Consider the following 20,903-nt stretch of genomic DNA (forward strand, 5'->3'; position numbering starts at 1 on the left):
CCGGGCCGGCCCCGGCATCCGGTGCACCGCCGCCAGAAGCCGCCACGGCTTCGCAGACCGGAGAACACAACGATGGCCACAGCCACCACACACACCCCGCCGCCCTCCGGGCGGGACCCGCTAGCGTCCCCGAAGTCGACCTCCCCGTCCCAGGCCGGTGACCGGATCTTCCTCGGGCTGTCCCGCGGTTCCGGCATCACCCTGCTGGTGATCATGGCGGCGATCGCCGTCTTCCTGACGTACCGCGCGGTCCTCGCCATCGCCGACAACGAGGGCAACTTCCTCACCACGTCCGAGTGGAACCCGGCCGGGAACCCGCCCGTCTTCGGCATCGCCGTCCTGGCCTTCGGCACGATCGTCAGCTCGGTCATCGCCATGGTCATCGCCGTGCCGGTCGCCATCGGCATCGCGCTGTTCATCTCGCACTACGCGCCGCGCCGGCTCGCCACGCCGCTCGCGTACGTCGTCGACCTGCTCGCCGCCGTGCCGAGCATCATCTACGGCCTGTGGGGCGCGATATTCCTCGTGCCCTACCTGGACGGCCTCAACAAGTGGCTCGACCAGTACATGGGCTGGACGTACGTCTTCGACAAGTCCGGCGAGGGCGTCGCGCGGAACATGTTCACCGTCGGCATCCTGCTGGCGATCATGATCCTGCCGATCATCACCAACGTCACCCGCGAGGTCTTCCTCCAGGTCCCGCGCATGCACGAGGAGGCCGCCCTGGCCCTCGGCGCGACCCGCTGGGAGACCATCCGCATGTCGGTCCTGCCGTTCGGCCGCTCCGGCATCATCAGCGCCTCCATGCTGGGCCTGGGCCGCGCGCTCGGCGAGACGATGGCCGTCGCCGTCGTCCTCTCCCCCAACTTCATCATCTCCGGGCGCCTCCTCGACCCGGGCGGCGGCACGTTCGCGCAGAACATCGCCGCCAAGTTCAACGAGGCGAACGAGTACGGCCGCGACGCGCTGATCGCCTCCGGCCTCGTCCTCTTCGTCATCACGCTGCTGGTCAACGGCGCCGCCCGCTGGATCATCGCGCGCCGCAAGGAGTACTCGGGGGCCAACGCATGAGCCACGTCATCCAGGACCAACGCCCGGCCGCCGTCCCCGTGCGCCACCACTCCCCGCTCGCCCACGCGCGCATGCCGCGCTGGGCCCCGGCCGCCATAGCCGCCGGCTCCGTCGCCGCCGGCGTCGGCATCGGCCTCGCCGCCGGCTGGGAGAGCCGCGTCCAGTGGGGCATGATCTCCGCCCTGCTGTTCGTCGCCGCCACGTACGCCATCACCGCCAAGGTCGAGAACGCCCGCCAGGCCAAGGACCGCGTCGCGACCAGCCTCGTCTGGGTCTGCTTCGTCCTCGCCGTCGTCCCGCTCGCCTCCCTCTCCTGGGTCACGGTGAGCAAGGGCCTGGAGGTCCTCGACCCGTACTTCCTCACCCACTCGATGAACGGCGTCCTCGACGCCGAGACGGGCGGCGGCGTCTACCACGCGCTGCTCGGCACCATCGAGCAGGTCGCCATCGCCGCGGTCATCGCCGCCCCGATCGGCATGCTGACCGCGATCTACCTGGTCGAGTACGGCCGGGGCCGACTGGCCCAGGCCGTGACCTTCTTCGTCGACGTCATGACGGGCGTCCCGTCCATCGTCGCGGGCCTCTTCATCCTCGCCACCTGGAACCTGATGCTGGGCTTCGGGCCCTCCGGCTTCGCCGGTTCGATGGCGCTGGCCATCCTGATGATGCCGGTGGTCGTCCGCTCCACGGAGGAGATGCTCAAGCTCGTCCCGAACGAGCTGCGCGAGGCGTCCCTCGCGCTGGGCGTCCCCAAGTGGAAGACGATCATCAAGGTGGTCCTGCCGACCGCGATCGGCGGCATCACCACGGGCGTCATGCTCGCGATCGCCCGTATCACCGGCGAGACGGCCCCCGTGCTGCTCCTCGTCTTCGGTACGAAGCTGATCAACCCGAACCCGTTCGAAGGCGCCCAGGCGTCACTGCCGCTCTACGTGTACGAGCAGTACGCCGTCGGCACGGACGCCGCCGTGGCCCGCGCCTGGGCCGCCGCGCTCGTCCTGATCGCCTTCGTCATGATCCTCAACCTGGTGGCCCGCGGCATCGCCCGCTGGAAGGCCCCGAAGACCGGCCGCTGAGGCCACGACATTCGGCTCCGCCGGTCGGCGGAGCACCCTGGGAAGTGATTCAGATGGCCAAGCGAATCGACGTCAGCGGCCTCTCCGCGTACTACGGCAACCACAAGGCGATCGACGACATCTCGATGACCGTCGAGCCCCGCTCCGTCACGGCCTTCATCGGCCCCTCCGGCTGCGGCAAGTCCACGTTCCTGCGCACCCTGAACCGGATGCACGAGGTCACGCCCGGCGGACGCGTCGAGGGCAAGGTGCTGCTGGACGACCAGAACCTGTACGGCAAGGACGTCGACCCGGTCGCCGTGCGCCGCATGGTCGGCATGGTCTTCCAGCGGCCGAACCCGTTCCCCACCATGTCGATCTTCGACAACGTGGCGGCGGGCCTGCGGCTGAACGGCAAGTACCGCAAGTCCCACCTCAACGACGTCGTCGAGCGCTCCCTCAAGGGCGCCAACCTCTGGAACGAGGTCAAGGACCGCCTCAACAAGCCGGGCTCCGGCCTCTCCGGCGGCCAGCAGCAGCGCCTGTGCATCGCCCGCGCCATCGCGGTCGAGCCGGAGGTCCTGCTGATGGACGAGCCCTGCTCCGCCCTGGACCCGATCTCCACCCTGGCGATCGAGGACCTGATCTGCGAGCTGAAGGAGCGGTTCACGATCGTCATCGTGACCCACAACATGCAGCAGGCCGCCCGCGTCTCCGACCGCACCGCGTTCTTCAACCTGGCCGCCGTCGGCCAGCCGGGCAAGCTGGTCGAGATCGACGAGACGGAGCGGATCTTCTCCAACCCGTCGGTCCAGGCCACGGAGGACTACATCTCCGGCCGCTTCGGCTGACCCTCACCGCCCCACAGACGTCCTGCGGTGCTGCATGGCGGTGCCACCGCACGACGAAGGGCCCGCCCCCTCACTCCCAGAGGGGGCGGGCCCGCTTCCGTCCCGTACCGCGGCGGGGGCCGCTAGCCGAAGAAGACCCGCACCGCGAAGAAGCTCACCGCCGCCACCACCGCGGCGGCCGGCATGGTGATGAACCACCCCAGGATGATGTTCTTCGCGACGCCCCAGCGCACCGCGTTGACCCGCTTCGTCGCGCCCACGCCCATGATCGCGGACGTGATCACGTGCGTCGTGGAGATCGGCGCGTGGAACATGAACGACGCCGAGTACATGACGGACGCCGCCGTCGTCTCCGCGGCGAACCCCTGCGGCGGGTCGAGCTCGATGATCCGGCGGCCCAGCGTCCGCATGATCCGCCAGCCGCCCGCGTACGTACCGAGCGACAGCATCAGCGCGCTGGCGACCTTCACCCACAGCGGGATCGGGTCCCCGGTCTGCTCGACGTCGGCGATGACCAGCGCCATCACCACGATGCCCATCGTCTTCTGGGCGTCCTGGAGGCCGTGGCCCAGCGCCATGGCGGCGGCCGAGACGGTCTGCGCGATCCGGAAGCCGCGCTTCGTCTTGTGCGGCCCCGCCTTGCGGAAGATCCACATGATCGCGGCCATCACCAGGTAACCGATGATCAGGCCGACGAACGGCGACACGAACATCGGGATGACGATCTTCTCCAGCACCCCGGACCAGATCACCTCCGTGCCGCCCGCCAGTGCCGCGCCCACCATGCCGCCGAAGAGCGCGTGGGAGGACGAGGAGGGCAGGCCGAAGTACCAGGTGATCAGGTTCCAGACGATCGCCCCGACCAGCGCGGCGAAGAGGATGCCCATCCCCTTGTCGCCGATCGGCGTGGCGATGATGCCCTCGCTGACGGTCTTGGCGACGCCGCTGCCCATGAAGGCGCCGGCGAGGTTCATGACCGCCGCCATCAGCAGCGCGGCGCGCGGCGTGAGCGCCCGGGTCGACACCGACGTGGCGATCGCGTTCGCCGAGTCGTGGAAGCCGTTCGTGTACGTGAAGAAGAGCGCGACCCCGACGGTCACGACCAGTGCGAAGGTGTCCACGGGACCTCAGGACTCCTTGACGGCGATGGTCTCCACCGTGTTCGCCACGTGCTCGAAGGCGTCGGCGGCCTCTTCCAGCACGTCCACGACCTGCTTCAGCTTCAGCACCTCGATGGCGTCGTACTTGCCGTTGAAGAGCTGGGCGAGCAGCTTGCGGTGGATCTGGTCGGCCTGGTTCTCCAGCCGGTTGACCTCGATCCAGTACTCGGTGAGGTTGTCCATCGTCCGCAGGTGCGGCATCGCCTCGGCGGTGAGCTCGGCGGCCCTGGCCAGCACCTCGATCTGCTGCTCGACGCCCTTCGGCAGCTCCTCGATGTTGTAGAGGACGACGAGGTCGACGGCCTCCTCCATGAAGTCCATGATGTCGTCGAGCGACGAGGCCAGGGCGTAGATGTCCTCGCGGTCGAACGGCGTGATGAAGGAGGAGTTCAGCTGGTGGAAGATCGCGTGGGTGGCGTCGTCCCCGGCGTGTTCGGCCGCCCGCATCCGCTCCGCGATGTCGGCCCTCGCGGACGCCTCCGCTCCCAGCAGTTCCATCAGGAGCTTCGAGCCGGTGACGATGTTGTCCGCCGACGCGGAGAACATGTCGTAGAAGCTCGTCTCCCGGGGGGTCAGACGAAAGCGCACGTGGGGTCCTTCGGTGCATGGATGTCGGTCAGGCTGATGCTAGGCGCATCATCCGGCCACGGCGAACCGGCGTTCCTCAGTGTCGCGCATCGGACACAGAGAACAGAACCGGCCCCGCACAATCCCGCGAGGATCGGTACCATATACCCGCGAGGGGTATACCGCCCTTTGTGGACCACGGGAGGACCCCCATGACGACCACCGAGCCGGCCGGCCTTCCGGTCACGGAGGCCCAGCGGACCCACGGTGACCACGATCACGCGGTGCACGGGTACCACAAGCAGAAGGACGAACACCTCAAGCGGCTGCGCCGGATCGAGGGCCAGATCAGGGGCCTGCAGCGGATGGTCGACGAGGACGTCTACTGCATCGACATACTCACCCAGGTCTCGGCGTCGACGAAGGCGCTGCAGTCCTTCGCGCTCCAACTGCTGGAGGAGCACCTGCGCCACTGCGTGGCCGACGCGGCGGTCAAGGGCGGCGACGAGATCGACGCGAAGGTGGAGGAGGCCACGAAGGCGATCGCCCGGATGCTGCGGACCTGACTTTCGGATCTGTCCGAAACCGATCGCCCCTCCCCGCCGGTACGTCCCTCCCCGCGGTACGCGCCGGCGCATCCGCTCACGCCCCGGCCGGGCCGCCTCCGGAACGACCGGTTCCCGGGGACACCTTCAGCACCTCGTCGATCCGGTCGGCGCTGAGCCGCTCCGCCTCGGTCGCCGAGGCGGCGATCATCAGATCGCCGCACAGCTCGATCTCGGCGAGTGCCATGTGGTCCTGGACGGTCGTCGTACGGAGGGGCCGAGCCACGCGCGTTCACCTCTTCCAGCCGGTGTCGGCTTCCCAGCGTAGGGAGCGCGACACGCACCTCGCATGACTCGTCCGGACCATTCTCGGGGCCGTCCGGATGGCCTCCCGCGGCCCTCCGCGGCCGGTTCGCGCCTGTTCCGCTTCCGGTCCACGCCTGTTCCGCTTCCGGTCCACGCCTGTTCCGCTTCCGGTTCGTGGCCGGTCCGCACCTGCTCCGCATCCACTCCGCGGCCGGTCCGCGCCTGCCCGCACCCACTCCGCGCCCGCTCCGCTTCCGGTCCACGTCCGGGCCCCCGATTCAACCGGCGATCTTCCCGGCGTAGATGTCCCGCTGCGGCGGCAGCGGCACGTCGACGGGCGCGCCGAACCCGTACAGCTCCGTCGTCGACTCCACGTCGACCTCCCGCTCCCCGTTCGTGAAGCTGAACCGGTGGCGGACCTTCCGCAGCCGCCCCTCCTCGTCCAGGTACGCGTCGAACGGCACCGTGTCCGTGGCGAACCCTTTCGCCGCGGCCGCCAGCGCCCCGCGCACGCGCGGCGGGGCGAGCCTCGCCGCGGCGGCGATGTCGGTGGTCCCCCGGTAGTGCGCGACCGGCACGCGCCCGATGCGGGCCTCGCCCACGTACGTGACGCGCCGCGCCGCCCGCAGCAGTTCGGCCGCCGCGCCCGGGTCGGTGGCGCCGCCCGTGACCAGGTTGCCGTCGGCGAGGGTGGTCGTGTCGATCCGCACCCACTTGTCGGCGGGGACGCCGGCGCCGCGGTTCTTCATGTACAGCGCGCCCGGCGTGAACAGCTCCGTGATCCTCCGGCGCGGCCGGTCACCGTCCTCGGGGAGCAGCACCCGCACCCGGCCGCGCCCGGCGCGGAAGTCGTAGCCGCCCTCGCCCTCGATGGTGAGCCGCGTCCCGCCCGTCGCCATCTCCAGAGCCGTCCTGGCCTTCGACGTGCCGGCCCGCACCAGCAGACCGGGCACCGCGCGCACGGCGTCGAGCGACCCGCCCGCGGCGCCGTCGCCGGCCTTCCCCCCGTTCGCGACGACCGCCCCGACGGGCGGGGCGGCGTCGGCCGCGCCCGGCGAGCACCCGGTGAGTCCCGTGGCCACCGCCGCCACCACCGCCGCGGTGGCGGTGACGGCGTCCGCGCCACCCGCCCGCCTGAGCTTCCGCACCACCATCGCCTGCCTACCCCCAACACCGTGCCGCTGCCTGCCGAACCCCCCGCCCTTCGGCCCGCGGCCTCCACGACCGGGGGACGACCCACTCGCATAACGACTGCTCCCGCCACCCGTCACGCCTTCCGGAACCCCCGGTACCGTGGACCCCGTGCACCCGCATGACGCGTCCCCGCCTCCGCCGGTCACCGGCGTCCCGCACCACACGAACACCATCGAACGCGGTGCCTTCGCCCTGGCGCGCTGCACCTGCGGCTGGTCGGGCCCGGCCCGCCGCTCCCGCGAACGGGCCCGGACGGACGCCGCCGCACACGTGTCGCAAGCCGCCGCGCACGGGCCGAACACCGTCGCGCACGGACCGGAATCCGTCGCGCACGTGTCGGAGCAGGAGCGGCCCGTGCCACAGTGACGCCATGGACCGGCGCGCGCTGCTGACCACGGGCCTGACGACAGGGCTGACCACGGCACTGGCCGCGACGGCGGGCTGCGCCGGGCCCGGCCCCGCGGACCCGCGCCCCGCCCCTTCCTCCCCACTTTCCCCGTCCGTCCCTTCCGCCCCTCCCTCCCCTTCTTCCTCCGCATCCCCTCCGGGCTCCCCGGCCCCGTCGACCGGGGCGGGTCGGGCACCCTCCTGGAAGGCCCTGGCCGAGGGCCTGGACGGGCTCCTCGTCCTGCCCGGCGACGAGGCGTACGCGACGGCGCGCCAGCTCTACAACCGCCGCTTCGACGGCCTGCGCCCGGCGGCGGTCGCGTACCCGGCCGGCGAGGAGGACGTACGGGAGTGCCTGGCGTTCGCCCGCCGCCACGGCATCCGGGTCGCGGCCCGCAACGGCGGACACTCGTACGGCGGTTGGTCCAGCGGCGACGGGCGGCTCGTCGTGGACGTGTCGCGGCTGGCGGGGGTGGAGGCGGACGGCGGGTCCGGCGCCGTCGTCGGGGCGGGCGCGCGGCTGGTGTCCGTGTACCGGGCGCTGGCCGCCCGGGGCCGCACCGTGCCGGCCGGCTCGTGCCCCACGGTCGGGGTGACCGGCCTGACGCTGGGCGGCGGGCACGGGGTCGTCTCCCGCGCGTACGGCCTGACCTGCGACAGTCTGGAGGCGGCGACCCTGGTGACGGCGGACGGCCGCACCGTGCGGGCGTCCGCCGAGGAGGAACCGGACCTGCTGTGGGCGCTGCGCGGCGGCGGGCTCGCCGGATTCGGCGTGGTGACGGGGCTGCGGTTCCGTACGCACCCGGCGCCGCCCACGGTGACCGCCTACCTGGGCTGGCCCTGGCCGCGGGCGCGGGCGGTGCTGGCGGCCTGGCAGGAGTGGGGCCCGGACCAGCCGGACGAGGTCTGGTCGCAGCTCCACCTGTCGGCCGGCGCGGGCGGCGGGACCCCGTCGGTGACCGTGACGGCGCTGACCCTGGGCGGCCGCGGTGACCTGGAGGACGCGCTGGACCGGCTCGTGGACCGGGTGGGCGCCCCGGCGCCGTCGGTGGCGCTGCGGGAGCGGGGGTTCCTGGAGGCGATGCTGGCGTTCGCGGGATGCGCCGACCTGACGGACGAGCAGTGCCGGCTGCCGGGTTCGCTGCCGGGGCGGAGCCCGCGGGGGGCGCTGGGCCGGGAGACGTACACGGCGCTGTCGGACTTCTTCGACCGCCCGCTGCCGCGGGCCGCGCAGGCGGCGCTGACGACGGCGGTCGAGTCGTTCGCGCGGACGACGGTGGAGGAGGGCGGGGGCGGCGGCTCGGTGGCGCTGACGGCGCTGGGCGGCGCGGTGAACCGGGTCGCCCCGTCCGCGACGGCGTTCGTCCACCGCCGGTCGCGGATGCTCGCGCAGTACAACGCGTCGTGGCGCCCGGGCACGCCGGGAACGGCACAGGAGCGGTGGCTGCGGCGGACGCGGGACGCGATGCGGCGGTACGCGTCGGGGCGGGCGTACCAGAACTACCCGGACCCGGCACTGGCCGGCTGGCGGCGCGCGTACTACGGGGAGGCGGCGGACCGCCTGGCGGCGCTGCGGGGCCGGTACGACCCGGCGGGCCTCTTCGCCCACACCCAGTCGCCGTAGCCGGCCCCGGCCCGGCCGCCCCGGGCAGAACGGCCAGGAGGCCGGAACGGCCAGGAGGCCGGAACGGCTAGGCGGCGAGGTCGCGCTCCGCGCCGCCGTCCGGCTCCCGGCGCGGGTCCGTCAACTCGACCGTCTCGTGCCGCGCACCGCCCTGGGTCGCCTTCCGGGACCGTACGAGCCACCCCGCGCGAGGGGAGCGGGCGACGGCGGAGGCGAGCGGCGTCAGCAGCGCCAGGGCGACGGGGGCGAGGAGCAGGGCGACGGCGGTGCCGAGGGCGAAGCCGCCGACGACGTCGGTCGGGTAGTGGACACCCATGTAGACGCGGCAGAAGCCCTCCGCGAGGGCGAGGGCGATGGCGGCGAGGCCGAAGCGCTTGTTGGCGATGAACAGGCCGACGGCGATGGCCATGGCCATGGTGGAGTGGTCGCTGACGAACGAGAAGTCCGTCTTGCCCTCCACGAGGACCTCCAGCCCGTCGTGGTCGTAGAACGGCCGGGGCCGTTCGACGAAGCCGCGGATCGGGACGTTGACCAGCACGGCGACCGCGGCGGCGAGCGGCGCCCAGACGATCGCGGCGGCCGCGGCGACGGAGTCCGGCGGCGCGCCGCGCCGCCGGACGCTCCACCAGCACCAGAGGGCGACGAGGACGAGACCGAGCATGATCCCGTACTCGCCGACGAACCCCATGACGCGGTCGAACCAGCCCGGGGCGGCCTTCGCCAGCCCGTTGATGTCGTAGAGCAGGCTGACATCGGGGTTCGTGCCGTCCGATGCGAGTCCGGCCATGCGCTGCGGCCCCTTGCCTTGTACTGCGGTGCGGTGGGTGTGGTCAGTCGGGGGAACGACCCGCGCGGAGGGTACGTTCCACCCTCCACGGAACGCTCACACGACGTTACCGAAGAGAGATCCCCGCGCTGCGGCCGGGTCTGCCCGATCAGGCGTCAGTCCCGTGCTGCGGCAGGGCTTCCGCCCCGTCCCGGGTCACGCGGGTGGCGCCGAAGTAGTCCGGCGTGTCGATCTTGTCGAAGCGGATGACGGCGCCGGTGTAGGGCGCGTTGATCATGTACCCGCCGCCGACGTACATGCCGACGTGCCGGATGGCCCGGGAGTCCGTCAGGTCGTCGGAGAAGAACACGAGGTCCCCGGGGAGCAGCTCGTCCCGGGAGGGGTGGGGCCCGGCGTTGTACTGGTCGTTGGCGACGCGCGGCAGGTCGATGCCCACGGTCCTGTACGCGGCCTGGGTGAGCCCGGAGCAGTCGAACCGGCCGCCGTGCTCGGGCGTGCCCTCGCCGCCCCACAGGTAGGGCTTGCCGAGCTGCTTCTGCGCGAAGTAGATCGCCCCGGCCGCCTGCCGCGACGGTTCGACGGGACCGACGGGCCGGGCGAAGCTCTTCTCCAGGGAGCGGATGATCCGGACGTAGTTCTGCGTCTCCTTGTACGGGGGGACGCCCCCGTACTTGATGACGGCGTACGCCCCGGCGTTGTAGGCGGCCAGCATGTTGTCGGTCGGATCGCCGGGCACGTCCTTCACGTACGTGGCGAGCGAGCAGTCATAGGAGGCGGCCGACGGGATGGCGTCGTTCGGGTCCCACACGTCCCGGTCGCCGTCCTTGTCGCCGTCGACGCCGTGCGCGGCCCAGGTGCCGGGGATGAACTGCGCGATGCCCTGCGCCTGGGCGGGGCTCTGCGCACGGGGGTTCCAGCCGCTCTCCTGGTACAACTGCGCGGCGAGCAAGGCCGGGTTGACGGCCGGGCAGAGGTTCCCCCACCGCTGCACGAGCGGCTGGTACGCGGCCGGGACGGCCCCCTTGGCCAGCCCGACGACCCCCCGCACGCCGCCCCCGCCGACGAGCTGGGCGGCGACGATGTAGGTGCCGACGACGAGGAGCGCGACGAAACTCAGGCAGACCCCGAAGACGACCCCGCCCACCAGCCACGTCTTACGCACCGTCAAAACCCCCGTCGGCAGTAGGGCCTCATCCGCGCCTCCGCCAGTTTAGGCGCCGGACGCCCACCCGAGCAGGTGCGGAGGCCCACCACAGCCGAAAATCAGCAGATGTGACGGTCCGACATCCGACTGGGCGGGGGAGGTAGCTTGCCGGTGAACTCCTCGGCGGCCTCCCCGCCACCCCGACACCCGGCTGCGCGGGGGCCTGCCGACCAGCGCGATCGGTCAGACCGGGTCGGGTCGACACCCGGCTGTACGGGAGCGCCCACGGGGGCCGCGGAGGGGCGACCGCGGCCGAGTGGTCTGCGGGGGCCCGCGGGTGACCGCGGCCGGCCGCCCCGCGGGCCGGCGACTGCCGCCCGGGCCGTCCGCCCGGGCGGTTCCGGTGTACGCACATGAACATCGGGCCAACAGGAGGGGCCCGGCGCCACCCGGAACGTCCACCCCGTCCAGTGCCGCCGCCACCGCCGTCACGGCGACCGTGAGCAGCACGGCCGGCGACCCCGGCGCCCCGTTCGGCTCACCCCTTCCTGCCGCGCGGCCCCGAGGGACAAATCCGCGTTACCCCGCGCTGACCTGCGGTGACGACCGGCGCTTCCACTTCGTCAGATGAGGCCGCACAGGGAGAGCGACCATCGCGCCACCCCGGTCCCATCCCGCCCCGAACCCCTCCACCCGGCCCCCCTCCACCCCCGTCCGACCTCCGACCGACCCCCGCCAAGTGGTCTGGACCACTGCGCTACTCTGGGCGTGCAGCCGCAAACGGCTGTGCCACATCCCGGCCGACGACCAGGCCGGGGCCAGCACCACAGGAGAGCACCATGGGGAACAAGGTGAGCCGTCTCGGAGACTCCGGGGGAACGGCCGCCGCGATCGCCGTCATCGCACTGACCGCCGTCGCCATCGTGGTCCTGGGCTACTTCCTCCTCAGCCAGACCGGGTAGCCCCGACCCTGACGGGCGATCAGCCCGCGCCCACCCACGCGCGCCGCGCACCGCGCAACCGCCGCCGCCGGAAGCATTCCGCCGGCGGCGTCGCCGTTCACGGACAAACTCCCACCCAAGGGACAACGACGGTCATTGCCCGCAGTCACGCTCCGTGATACACAGAGTGACCACACATGTATCCGTACGAGCCCGATCCCCCACCGACGCAGGTCAGAGGGGTCGGCTCGGTCAAACGTGCGGGGATCGGGTAAAGAGACCCGCCAAGACGTCGTACGCCGGCGGTTCCATCAGCGAAGATAGTTGACGACCCATGCCATCCGGCGGGGTGTCAGATTACCGAACAGGGGCGGTGAGTTACATGTACCTGGCGGCCGAAAAGGGCGACATCACCACCATCATTGGCGGAATCGCCCCGAACTGGGGACCCTTCGGAAGCCTGGGCAACCAGGCCCGCGTAATGATCGAGATCGTGATGGCCGTAGCCATCCTGCTGTGCCTCGGCATCGCCATCTGGGGGGCGGCCAAACAGCGCATCGGCGCGACCGCGCTGCGGGACACGTTCAGCGCCGAGCAGGGCAAGGGCCTGATCGTGGCCGGCCTGACCGGCGTCTTCATCATCGGATCGCTCGGCACGCTGTTCACCATCGTGTACGGGATGGCCGTCTAACCCGCCCCGCCCGCCCCGCCTTCGGCTCCGGCGCCCGCAGAGGATGCGTCTCCTGATGTCCACTCACCCCACCGCGCACGTGTCGCGGACAGCAGCACGGCAGCAGTCGTCGTTCGAGGAGGCGTACCCGTCATGAGCTTCGGCGACGAGTACGAGGGCGGGAGCGGCCGGGGCAGGGGCGGCCGGAGCGGCACGGGGCGGACCCGCACCCGCCTCCCCGGGAACGAGCCCGCCGACGACTTCGGCGACGGCTTCGGCGGCCCGGCGCGGCGCCCGCCGCGCGCCTCGCGGTCGCTGGTGACGGTCGTCGGCGTGGTCGTCCTGCTGATCGCCGCGATCGCCTTCGCGAACCGCTCCGGCGGCGGCGACGGCGAGGACACCGCGAAGGGCCCCCGCGAGGGGGCCGCCGCGCCCACGGCGGCGACCGGCACGAAACCCGTCACCGGCAGGAACGGCACGATCCCGGCCGGCTTCGCCCGGGACGAGCAGGGAGCACAGAGCGCGGCGGCGAACTACGCGGTGGCGCTCGGCTCCGCCGAGATGTTCGACAGGGTGAAGCGCGACGAGATCCTGACCGCCATCATCACCCCGTCGCGTCTGAAGCACTTCCAGAGCACCCTCGACAAGGCGTATTCGCCGTCCTTCTACCAGAACGTCGGTCTCAAGTCCGACGGCACCGCGCCCGAAGGGTTCACGTTCGTCTCCCGCACGGCCCCCATCGGTACGAAGATCATGAGTCTCAACGGTGGCCGGGCCACGGTCGAAGTCTGGTGCGCTGGTCTCTTCGGCCTGGCCGGGGAGGGTTCCACCAAGCCGGTCACGAATGGCTGGTTCACCATCACAATGGAGCTGGAGTGGGTGAACAACGACTGGAAGGCAGTGTCCCACTCGCAGAAGGAGGGGCCGGCCCCGGTAGGCGGTGACACCCGTGCCTCCAGCGCAGAAGAAATCGCTGACGCTGTGATCGGGTTCGGAGGATTCACCTATGCCCGCTGACGCCCGGCGCCGCGCCGCTGCCCTCGGCACACTGCTGGTGTCCGTTCAGACGTCCGTGGTCCTGTTGGCCGGGCACGCCGTGGCGGCACCCACGCCCACCCCGTCACCCACCCCCTCCCCCGGCCGGAGCAACGACCCCTGCGACCTCATCCACGGCCCCTCCCGCGACTTCTGCGAGAGCGAGGACGGCGGGAGCACCTCCCGCTCCGTCAACCCCCTCGAACCCGGCGACGCCGTGGACCCGCTCTCCTCCCTCGCCCGCGGCTGCGCCGACGCCGCCGCGTGGACCGTCGACAAGCTGAGCGCCGCCGTCGACAGCACCGCCGCCGTCGACTTCACGAACCCGCAGTTCCTCAAGCAGTACGCCGTCGTCTTCGCCGCCTCCACCATCCTCACCCTCGTCCTCTGGCTGCTCGCCGTCGCCAAGCGGGCCATCCGGGGCGTGCCGCTGGGCACCGCGCTCTCCGAGGCCGTCGGGTTCCTCTGGCTGACCGTGCTCGCCTCCGCGTTCACGCCGCTGATCCTGCACACCGTCGTCTCCGCGACCGACGGCGTCACCGAGGTCATCGCCTCCGGTACGGGCGGCCAGACCGACGAGTTCTTCGGGTCGTTCTCCGCCGCCCTCAAGAAGGGCGACGACATCGGCGGCGGGCCGATCATGCTGATCGTCGTCGCGCTCGTGTCGATCCTCGCCGCGGGCATCCTGTGGCTGGAGCTCGTGATCCGCGCCGCCCTGCTCTACGTGGGCGCGCTCCTCGGGACCGTCGTGTACGCGGGGCTCGTCGACAAGAACATGTGGGGCCACGTCCGCCGCTGGGCCGGCATCATGATCGCGATCATTCTGGTGAAGCCCGTCATCGTGATCGTCCTCGGCCTCGCCGGGGCGCTCTCCTCCGGTGACGGCCCCGACGCGTTCTCCGCCGTCGTCTCCGGCCTCGCGATCATCCTGCTGGCGATCTTCGCGTCCGCCGCCATCTACCGCTTCGTGCCCGGCTTCGGCGACGAGATCGCCACCGCCCGCACCAACCGGAAGCAGGCCACCGACGGCGCGCAGGCCGCCGCCGTCATCTCCTCCCCCGCCGCACTGGTCTCCCAGGGCATCAAGACCCACAGCTCCCGCAGCCACCAACAGCAGAGCGCCGGCGCCCCGGCCGGGTCCCACGCCGTCTCCGGCGGTGTCGCCGCCCACAGCGGCCGGGGCGGCGGTACGCCCACGGGCACGCCCCCGCCGCGCAGCGCGCCCAGCCCCTCGGCGACCACCAACAGCCCGCACACCAGCCGCGGCACCAGCAACACCGGTAACAACAGCAACAACAGCTCAGGAGGTGGAGGGCGGTGACGACCCAGTCCCATCCGATCACGCCCCGCCGCACGTACCTCATCGGCCGCGCCCGGCCGAACGCGATCATCGGCAAGAACCGCGAGACCGGCGAGATCGCCCTGATCATCGCCGGCGCGTTCGTCGGCATGATGTGCGGCCTCCTCGTCCCGGTCCTCTCGCTGCGCATCGTGCTGCTCGCCGGGTTCCCGATGCTCGCCCTCGCCGCCGTGTACGTCCCCTACCGCGGCCGGACCTTCTACCGCTGGTACGAGGTGAACCGCAGCTACAAGCGGGTCCTCCGCAAGGGCACCACGTACCGCTCCGCCGCCATGGAGGCCGGCACCCGCCTCGACGGCCGCGAGGTCGAGATCGGCCCCCCGCCCGGCATCGGCCGCATCAACTGGCTCTCCGCCCCCTTCGGCCCCGACGAGATCGCCGTGCTCCTCCACGCCGACCGCCGCACCGTCACCGCCGCCATCGAGATCGAGGGCCCCGGAGTCGGCCTGCGCGACAGCGAGGACCAGGAAGCCCTGGTGGACCGTTTCGGTACGCTCCTCAAGCACGTCGCCAACGGGGACGGCTTCGTCACCCGCATCCAGATGCTCGCCCGCACCCTCCCCGCCGACCCCGACGCCCACGCCAAGGACGTCGCCCAGCGCGGCGACCCCCACGCCCCGCGCTGGCTCCTCGACTCGTACGACCAGCTGCTCTCCATGGTGTCGACCTCCAGCGAGCAGCACCGCGCGTACCTCGTCGCCTGCATGCACTACACGCGCGAACTGGCCGCCGAGGCCCACGCCATCGCCCGCGCCACCCGCCACGCCGGCGGCAGGCGGCAGAGGCTCGACAAGGACGCCGGGCTCGCCGTCGTCATGGCCCGCGAACTGACCGACATCTGCGCCCGCCTCGCCGAGGCCGACATCCGCGTCCGCCAGCCGCTGGGCCAGTCCCGCCTCGCGTCGCTCGTGCACTCCATGTACGACCCGGACCACCCCATCGATCACATCCAGGCCATGTCGAAGCGCAACGCCTGGCCGGCCGAGCTCGACGCCGTCGAACCGACGTACCTCCAGGCGAAGACCCGCGAGTCCACGACCCGCGCCCCCTGGTGCCACGCCACGGCCTGGGTCAAGGAGTGGCCGATGACCCCCGTCGGCGTCAACTTCCTGGCGCCGCTGCTCGTCCACACCCCCGACGTGATCCGCACGGTCGCCGTCACCATGGACCTCGAACCGACCGAGGTCGCCATCGAGCGGATGCTGACCGAGAAGACGAACGACGAGGCCGAGGCGAGCCGCGCCGCCAAGATGAACCGCACCGTCGACCCCCGTGACATCGCCGCCCACGGCAGGCTCGACCAGCGGGGTGAAGACCTCGCCAGCGGCGCGGCCGGTGTCAACCTCGTCGGGTACATCACCGTGTCGTCCCGCTCGCCCGAGGCCCTCGCCCGGGACAAGCGGACGATCAGGGCGTCCGCCGGCAAGTCGTACCTGAAGCTGGAGTGGTGCGACCGCGAACACCACCGCGCGTTCGTGAACACGCTCCCCTTCGCGACCGGCATCCGCCGGTGAACCGACGGCCGGCGGCACGGACGCGGACGCCGTACGGGCCGCAGACACCGACACCGTACGGGCCGCAGGAGCCGCGGCGGCCGCACGGCCCGCACGGCCCGCACGGCCCGCACGGCCCGTACGGGCGACCAGGACGAGACGATAGGACGATAGGGGCCTGATGATGCGCGATCCGCTGTCCGTCCTCACCGAAGCCTTCACCTCCTTCCTCTTCGGGAAGGTGGAGACCACCCGCCTGCCCGTCCGCACCTCCACCGGCCAGGCCCAGGCCGTCTACCTGCCGACCGCGGCGCCCGGCCTGGGCGACTCCGGCGTGATCATCGGCCGGGAGGTCTACAGCGGCAAGGGCTACATCTACGACCCGTTCCAGCTCTACGGGCAGCAGCTCCCCGCCCCGCACTGGCTGGTCCTCGGCGAGTCCGGCAACGGCAAGTCGGCGCTGGAGAAGACGTACGTCCTGCGCCAGCTCCGCTTCCGCGACCGCCAGGTCGTGGTCCTCGACGCGCAGGGCGAGGACGGCGTCGGCGAGTGGAACCTCATCGCGGAGCAGCTGGGGATAACGCCCATCCGCCTCGACCCGATGGCCGCCCTCGACGACGGCATCCGCCTCAACCCGCTCGACCCGGCCATCACCACCACCGGCCAGCTCGCGCTGCTGCGCACCATCATCGAGGTCGCGATGGGCCACAGCCTCGACGAGCGGTCCGGCTTCGCCCTGAAGGTCGCCCACGCGTACGTCAACGAGACGATCACCGACCGCCAGCCCGTCCTCACCGACATCGTCGAGCAACTCCGCCACCCGGAGCCCGAGTCGGCGGCGGCGATGAACGTCGACACGGACGACGTACGCGCCTGGGGCCTCGACGTCGCGCTCGTCCTCGACCGGCTCGTCGACGGTGACCTGCGCGGCATGTTCGACGGGCCGACGACCGTCGGCATCGACCTCGACGCGCCGCTCACCGTCTTCGACCTGTCGCACATCGACCGCAACTCCATCGCCATGCCCATCCTCATGGCGATCGTCGGCGTGTGGCTGGAGCACACCTGGATCCGCCCCGACCGGAAGAAGCGCATCTTCCTCGTCGAGGAGGCGTGGCACATCATCAACAGCCCGTTCGTCGCCCAGCTCTTCCAGCGGCTGCTGAAGTTCGGCCGGCGCCTCGGCCTGTCCTTCGTCGCCGTCGTCCACCACCTCAGCGACGTGGTCGACGGGGCGGCGGCCCGGGAGGCGGCGGCCATCCTCAAGATGGCCTCCACCAGGACCATCTACGCCCAGAAGGCCGACGAGGCCCGGGCCACCGGACGGGTCCTCGGCCTGCCCCGCTGGGCCGTGGAGATCATCCCGACCCTCACCCCCGGCATCGCCGTCTGGGACGTCAACGGCAACGTCCAGGTCGTCAAACACCTGGTCACCGAGGCGGAACGGCCCCTCGTCTACACCGACCGCGCCATGACCGAGTCCTCCGCGCCCGAACTGCCGGAGGACCTCAAGGCCGCCGAGTGGGAGGCGGAGCAGCGGGCGGCCCTCATGGAGCGGCAGATGAACGGCTCGCCCGAGTCGACGGTGGCGTGACGTGGACCGCGCACCGGACGTACGGGGCGGAGGCGCCGAGCGGGGCGTCCCCGACGGCCTGCTCGTGGGACTGCTGGGGTTCCTGCTCGGCATGACACTGGCGGTGTGGACGGCAACCGGCCTGGCCGGGCTGTTCGCGCACGGCTCCTGGCCGCCGGGGGTCACCTTCACCCGCACCCCGCTGGCCCTGCGCCACCTGGTCACCGACCCGCAGGACCTGGCGGGCGCGTGGCCGCTGACGCCGGCCGATCAGCTACCCGGGTACGGGGTGTTCTGGGGGCTGCTGATCGGCGAACTGATGGTGGCCGTGGTGCTGGCGGTGTTCGTGGTGGGTACGGTGGCCCGCTGGAGGGCGGTACGGGCGGCGGCCCGCGCCCGGCACGGCCGCCCTGCCACGGTCACCCCGGCCACCGCCCCGGTGGCCCCCACGACGACCACCCCGGCCGCCGCCCCGCAACCGGCCGCCGCGGCACCCGCCCCGGCGCCCGCGCCCGTACGAGAACCGGCGCCCGCCCCAGGGCCCGCGCCCGTACCAGAGCCCGCATCCGCCCCGGTGCCCGCGCCCGATCCGGTACCGGAGCCCCGTACGGCCCCGGTCGAAGCCGCCCCGGCCCCCGTCCCCCGCGGCGCCACCGTCCCGCCCGCCCCCGCCGCCTTCCCGGCGCCCCGCACCCCGGCTCCGCGCCTCTTCTACGGCGACCGCGCCGCCCGCCGCCCCCGCGCCCTCCAGGCCGTCCTGGACGCCGAGGGCCCCGTCCTCGTCGTCACGTCCGATCCCACGCTGTGGGCGGAGACGAAGGACGCCCGCGCCAAGCTGGGCCCGGTCGTCCTCTACGACCCGGGCCACCTCTGCGACACCCCGGCGCGCCTCCACTGGTCGCCCGCGGACGGCTGCGACGACACCGCCACGGCAGCGGCCCGCGCCGCCGCGCTCCTCGCCCCCGTACGCCCCCGGGCCCGCGTGGACGCCGCCGTCGCCGACACGGCCGAGACCCTGCTGCGCTGCTGGCTGCACGCCGCGGCCGTCGACGGCCGGCCGTTCAAGCAGGTGCACCGCTGGGCACAGCACCACGGCACGGCCCACGAGCCGGTACGCATCCTCCGTACGCACCCCAAGGCCACCAACAGCCACGCCGGTCTCCTGGAGTCGGCGCTCACCGCCCACCCCGAACGCCGCGACGCCGCACGGGCGCTGACCTCCCGCGCCCTCTCCGCCCTTTCCTCGGTCCACATCCGCGAGGCGTGCACCCCGCATCGAACCGATGCGCTGACCCTGGCATCATTCGCCGCCGAAGGGGGCACCCTCTATGTGGTGGGCGAACCGATCGAGGACCCCCGGACGAACCCCGGGGCGATGCCCCTCCTCACCGCCCTCGCCTCGCACGTGGTCGAGCACGGCCGCCGCATGGCCGCACGGTCATCCGACGGTCGGCTCGACCCACCAATGACCCTGGTCCTCGACGACGTGGCCGCCGTCGCTCCGCTCCCCCACCTTCCGGAGCTCCTCGCCACCGGCCACGACCAGGGCCTCCCGGCGCTCGTCCTGCTCCGCTCCCGGGAACAGGCCCGCGCCCGCTGGCAGGAACCCCTCACCGCGCCGGCCCCGTAAGCCCGCCCACCAGCCCGACCGAGACACAGGCCCCGGGACCACCAGCCCACCCACGAGCCCGGCCGCGGCACAGGCCACCCAGGGAACCCCCAGCACGGGGCAGCCGGCCCCTCAGCGCCCCGGCGACCCCTCCTCGGCGCCCACGCGCACACCCGGCCGCCACATCTCGTACTCGTGCTCCACCCCGCCCGGATCCCCCTCCACCAGCAGGGACCGCCCGCTCGGCGCGAACGCCGCCTTCCGGTACAGCGCCGCCGCCCGCGCGTTCCGCTCGTGCACGTACAGCCGTACCCGTCGCACCACCGGCTCCCGCAGCGACCACGACCAGTCCACGGCCGCCCGCAGCAGTTCCTCCGCCGCGCCGGCGCCCCGCGCCTCGGGCCGCAGGTACACGCCGACGAGGTGCGTCTGGTCCACCTCCGGCACCTCGCCGAACAGCACCTCCTGGCCGCGCCGTTCGAGCAGCGCGGTCGCCGACCCGATCCACCGCCCGTCGGGCGCGACGGCCACGACCTGCCTCCCGGTCGCGCTGCCCTCCGCGGCGCCTTCGGTCCGCTCCCGCCAGTACGCGTCGGACCGCGTCACGGCGGCCTCGTAAGTGTCCAGGAAGGCGAGCCGCGCAGCCGGGTCCCGCAGGGCGTCCAGCCGGAGGTCCCGCACCTCGCGCCACTCCTCGGCCCGCACGGGACGCACCAGATAGGTCATCCCCCGATCCTCCCCACCGCCCCCGCCCCGGAGCAACCGCATAATCCCGTCGTACCCCGGTACGACGGCCCCGCCCGCGCTCCCACCCCCGGTCGGACGCCCCGCCGCGCCCCGCTCCTTGGCGTCGACGGCATGATCCAGGCACACGAACTCACCAAGACGTACGGCGCGAGACCGCCGTCGAGGACCTCACCTTCACCGTCCGCCCCGGCACCGTCACCGGCTTCCTCGGCCCGAACGGCGCCGGCAAGTCCACCACCCTGCGCATGCTCCTCGGCCTGGACGCGCCGACCCGCGGGCGCGCCACCGTCAACGGCCGCTCCTACGCCTCCCACCCGGCGCCGCTCACCCGGGTCGGCGCCCTCCTGGAGGCCCGCGCCGTCCACCCGAGCCGTACCGCCCGCGCCCACCTGCACTCCCTCGCCCTCACCCACGGCCTGCCGCGCCGCCGCGTCACCGAGGTCCTGGAGACGACCGGCCTGACGGCCGTCGCGGACCGCCGGGTGAAGGGCTTCAGCCTCGGCATGGGCCAGCGTCTCGGCATCGCCTCCGCCCTCCTCGGCGACCCGGCGACACTCGTCCTCGACGAGCCGGTCAACGGCCTCGACCCGGAGGGCGTCCTGTGGATCCGCACCCTCCTCAGGTCCCTCGCCGCCGAGGGCCGCACCGTCCTCGTCTCCTCCCACCTGATGTCCGAGACGGCCCTCACCGCCGACCGCCTGATCATCTGGCGGGCTTCCGGCCCGGGAATGCGAAAAGCCCCGTGCCTTCCGGCACGGGGCTTCCCGTCACAATTTGTTCGGCA

At 72.5% G+C, this 20,903-nt stretch carries 20 protein-coding genes and 1 pseudogene; 14 read left to right on the top strand and 7 right to left on the bottom strand.

Annotated elements, in window-relative coordinates; genetic code table 11:
• Positions 1 to 72: 72 nt before the first annotated feature.
• The 3 genes from pstC to pstB are packed head-to-tail and all read left to right on the top strand — an operon-like array spanning position 73 to position 2,977.
• Positions 73 to 1,071 carry a phosphate ABC transporter permease subunit PstC gene (pstC, locus tag RND61_RS24550; RefSeq protein ID WP_315880253.1) on the top strand — a complete coding sequence of 333 codons (999 nt, stop codon included), beginning with the start codon at positions 73 to 75 and terminating at the stop codon, positions 1,069 to 1,071.
• Positions 1,068 to 2,147, top strand: coding sequence for a phosphate ABC transporter permease PstA (gene pstA / locus RND61_RS24555; RefSeq protein WP_315880254.1), 1,080 nt, complete (start codon positions 1,068 to 1,070; stop codon positions 2,145 to 2,147). Before pstC ends, pstA begins: the two co-directional genes overlap by 4 nt.
• A 53-nt stretch (positions 2,148 to 2,200) precedes the next feature.
• A complete protein-coding gene (gene pstB, locus RND61_RS24560; protein ID WP_315880255.1) occupies positions 2,201 to 2,977 on the top strand; it encodes a phosphate ABC transporter ATP-binding protein PstB in 777 nt (258 codons plus the stop codon).
• Between the two features lie 122 nt (positions 2,978 to 3,099).
• Here pstB and RND61_RS24565 read toward each other — a convergent pair whose 3' ends face one another.
• Together RND61_RS24565 and RND61_RS24570 are read right to left on the bottom strand one after the other, a co-directional pair.
• Positions 3,100 to 4,098, bottom strand: coding sequence for an inorganic phosphate transporter (locus RND61_RS24565; protein WP_315880256.1), 999 nt, complete (start codon positions 4,096 to 4,098; stop codon positions 3,100 to 3,102).
• Between the two features lie 6 nt (positions 4,099 to 4,104).
• A complete protein-coding gene (locus RND61_RS24570) occupies positions 4,105 to 4,725 on the bottom strand; it encodes a DUF47 domain-containing protein (RefSeq protein WP_189533102.1) in 621 nt (206 codons plus the stop codon).
• Between the two features lie 191 nt (positions 4,726 to 4,916).
• Here RND61_RS24570 and RND61_RS24575 point away from each other — a divergent pair, with 191 nt between their 5' ends.
• Positions 4,917 to 5,270 (top strand): metal-sensitive transcriptional regulator, encoded by a 354-nt coding sequence (locus tag RND61_RS24575; protein WP_315880257.1) that lies wholly within the window; start codon positions 4,917 to 4,919, stop codon positions 5,268 to 5,270.
• Between the two features lie 76 nt (positions 5,271 to 5,346).
• On the opposite strand, the gene RND61_RS24580 is transcribed toward RND61_RS24575, so the two are convergent.
• Both RND61_RS24580 and RND61_RS24585 read right to left on the bottom strand, forming a co-directional pair.
• Positions 5,347 to 5,535, bottom strand: coding sequence for a hypothetical protein (locus RND61_RS24580; RefSeq protein ID WP_315880271.1), 189 nt, complete (start codon positions 5,533 to 5,535; stop codon positions 5,347 to 5,349).
• A gap of 298 nt (positions 5,536 to 5,833) precedes the next feature.
• Entirely contained in the window at positions 5,834 to 6,709 is an 876-nt protein-coding gene (locus RND61_RS24585) for a hypothetical protein (RefSeq protein ID WP_315880258.1), read from the bottom strand.
• Positions 6,710 to 6,857: 148 nt separating this feature from the next.
• Between RND61_RS24585 and RND61_RS24590 the strand changes: the two genes are divergently transcribed.
• Complete coding sequence (locus tag RND61_RS24590) at positions 6,858 to 7,115, top strand: hypothetical protein (protein ID WP_315880259.1); 258 nt, start codon at positions 6,858 to 6,860, stop codon at positions 7,113 to 7,115.
• A 4-nt stretch (positions 7,116 to 7,119) separates the two neighbouring features.
• The gene (locus RND61_RS24595) at positions 7,120 to 8,760 is read left to right on the top strand and encodes an FAD-binding oxidoreductase (RefSeq protein ID WP_315880260.1); all 1,641 of its coding nucleotides are present in this window, start codon (positions 7,120 to 7,122) and stop codon (positions 8,758 to 8,760) included.
• 67 nt (positions 8,761 to 8,827) lie between these two features.
• Here RND61_RS24595 and RND61_RS24600 read toward each other — a convergent pair whose 3' ends face one another.
• Both RND61_RS24600 and RND61_RS24605 read right to left on the bottom strand, forming a co-directional pair.
• On the bottom strand, positions 8,828 to 9,547 hold the full coding sequence (locus RND61_RS24600; RefSeq protein ID WP_315880261.1) for a phosphatase PAP2 family protein: 720 nt from the start codon (positions 9,545 to 9,547) through the stop codon (positions 8,828 to 8,830).
• A 148-nt stretch (positions 9,548 to 9,695) separates the two neighbouring features.
• Entirely contained in the window at positions 9,696 to 10,709 is a 1,014-nt protein-coding gene (locus RND61_RS24605; RefSeq protein WP_315880262.1) for a C40 family peptidase, read from the bottom strand.
• 821 nt (positions 10,710 to 11,530) lie between these two features.
• On the opposite strand from RND61_RS24605, the gene RND61_RS24610 reads away from it, so the two are divergent.
• The 7 genes from RND61_RS24610 to RND61_RS24640 all read left to right on the top strand — a co-directional run bounded on the left by RND61_RS24610 (position 11,531) and on the right by RND61_RS24640 (position 19,393).
• Positions 11,531 to 11,653, top strand: coding sequence for a hypothetical protein (locus RND61_RS24610; protein ID WP_315880263.1), 123 nt, complete (start codon positions 11,531 to 11,533; stop codon positions 11,651 to 11,653).
• A 361-nt stretch (positions 11,654 to 12,014) separates the two neighbouring features.
• A complete protein-coding gene (locus RND61_RS24615) occupies positions 12,015 to 12,323 on the top strand; it encodes a hypothetical protein (RefSeq protein WP_149179851.1) in 309 nt (102 codons plus the stop codon).
• 132 nt (positions 12,324 to 12,455) lie between these two features.
• Entirely contained in the window at positions 12,456 to 13,319 is an 864-nt protein-coding gene (locus RND61_RS24620) for a hypothetical protein (RefSeq protein ID WP_315880264.1), read from the top strand.
• Positions 13,309 to 14,658 (top strand): hypothetical protein, encoded by a 1,350-nt coding sequence (locus tag RND61_RS24625; RefSeq protein WP_315880265.1) that lies wholly within the window; start codon positions 13,309 to 13,311, stop codon positions 14,656 to 14,658. The genes RND61_RS24620 and RND61_RS24625 overlap by 11 nt, the downstream gene beginning before the upstream one ends.
• Positions 14,655 to 16,211 carry an SCO6880 family protein gene (locus tag RND61_RS24630; protein WP_315880266.1) on the top strand — a complete coding sequence of 519 codons (1,557 nt, stop codon included), beginning with the start codon at positions 14,655 to 14,657 and terminating at the stop codon, positions 16,209 to 16,211. Before RND61_RS24625 ends, RND61_RS24630 begins: the two co-directional genes overlap by 4 nt.
• Before the next feature lie 163 nt (positions 16,212 to 16,374).
• Positions 16,375 to 17,784: an ATP-binding protein gene (locus tag RND61_RS24635; protein ID WP_315880267.1), complete on the top strand. Its 1,410-nt coding sequence runs from the start codon at positions 16,375 to 16,377 to the stop codon at positions 17,782 to 17,784.
• A 1-nt stretch (position 17,785) separates the two neighbouring features.
• Positions 17,786 to 19,393: a type IV secretory system conjugative DNA transfer family protein gene (locus RND61_RS24640; RefSeq protein ID WP_391654059.1), complete on the top strand. Its 1,608-nt coding sequence runs from the start codon at positions 17,786 to 17,788 to the stop codon at positions 19,391 to 19,393.
• 111 nt (positions 19,394 to 19,504) lie between these two features.
• Here RND61_RS24640 and RND61_RS24645 read toward each other — a convergent pair whose 3' ends face one another.
• Positions 19,505 to 20,098, bottom strand: coding sequence for a GNAT family N-acetyltransferase (locus RND61_RS24645; RefSeq protein WP_315880268.1), 594 nt, complete (start codon positions 20,096 to 20,098; stop codon positions 19,505 to 19,507).
• A 132-nt stretch (positions 20,099 to 20,230) separates the two neighbouring features.
• Here RND61_RS24645 and RND61_RS24650 point away from each other — a divergent pair.
• Positions 20,231 to 20,826, top strand: a pseudogene (locus RND61_RS24650) (ATP-binding cassette domain-containing protein); the annotation flags it as partial.
• Positions 20,827 to 20,903: the final 77 nt, after the last annotated feature.

Origin of the sequence: Streptomyces tamarix (assembly GCF_032423885.1) — a bacterium.
GTDB lineage: Bacteria > Actinomycetota > Actinomycetes > Streptomycetales > Streptomycetaceae > Streptomyces > Streptomyces tamarix.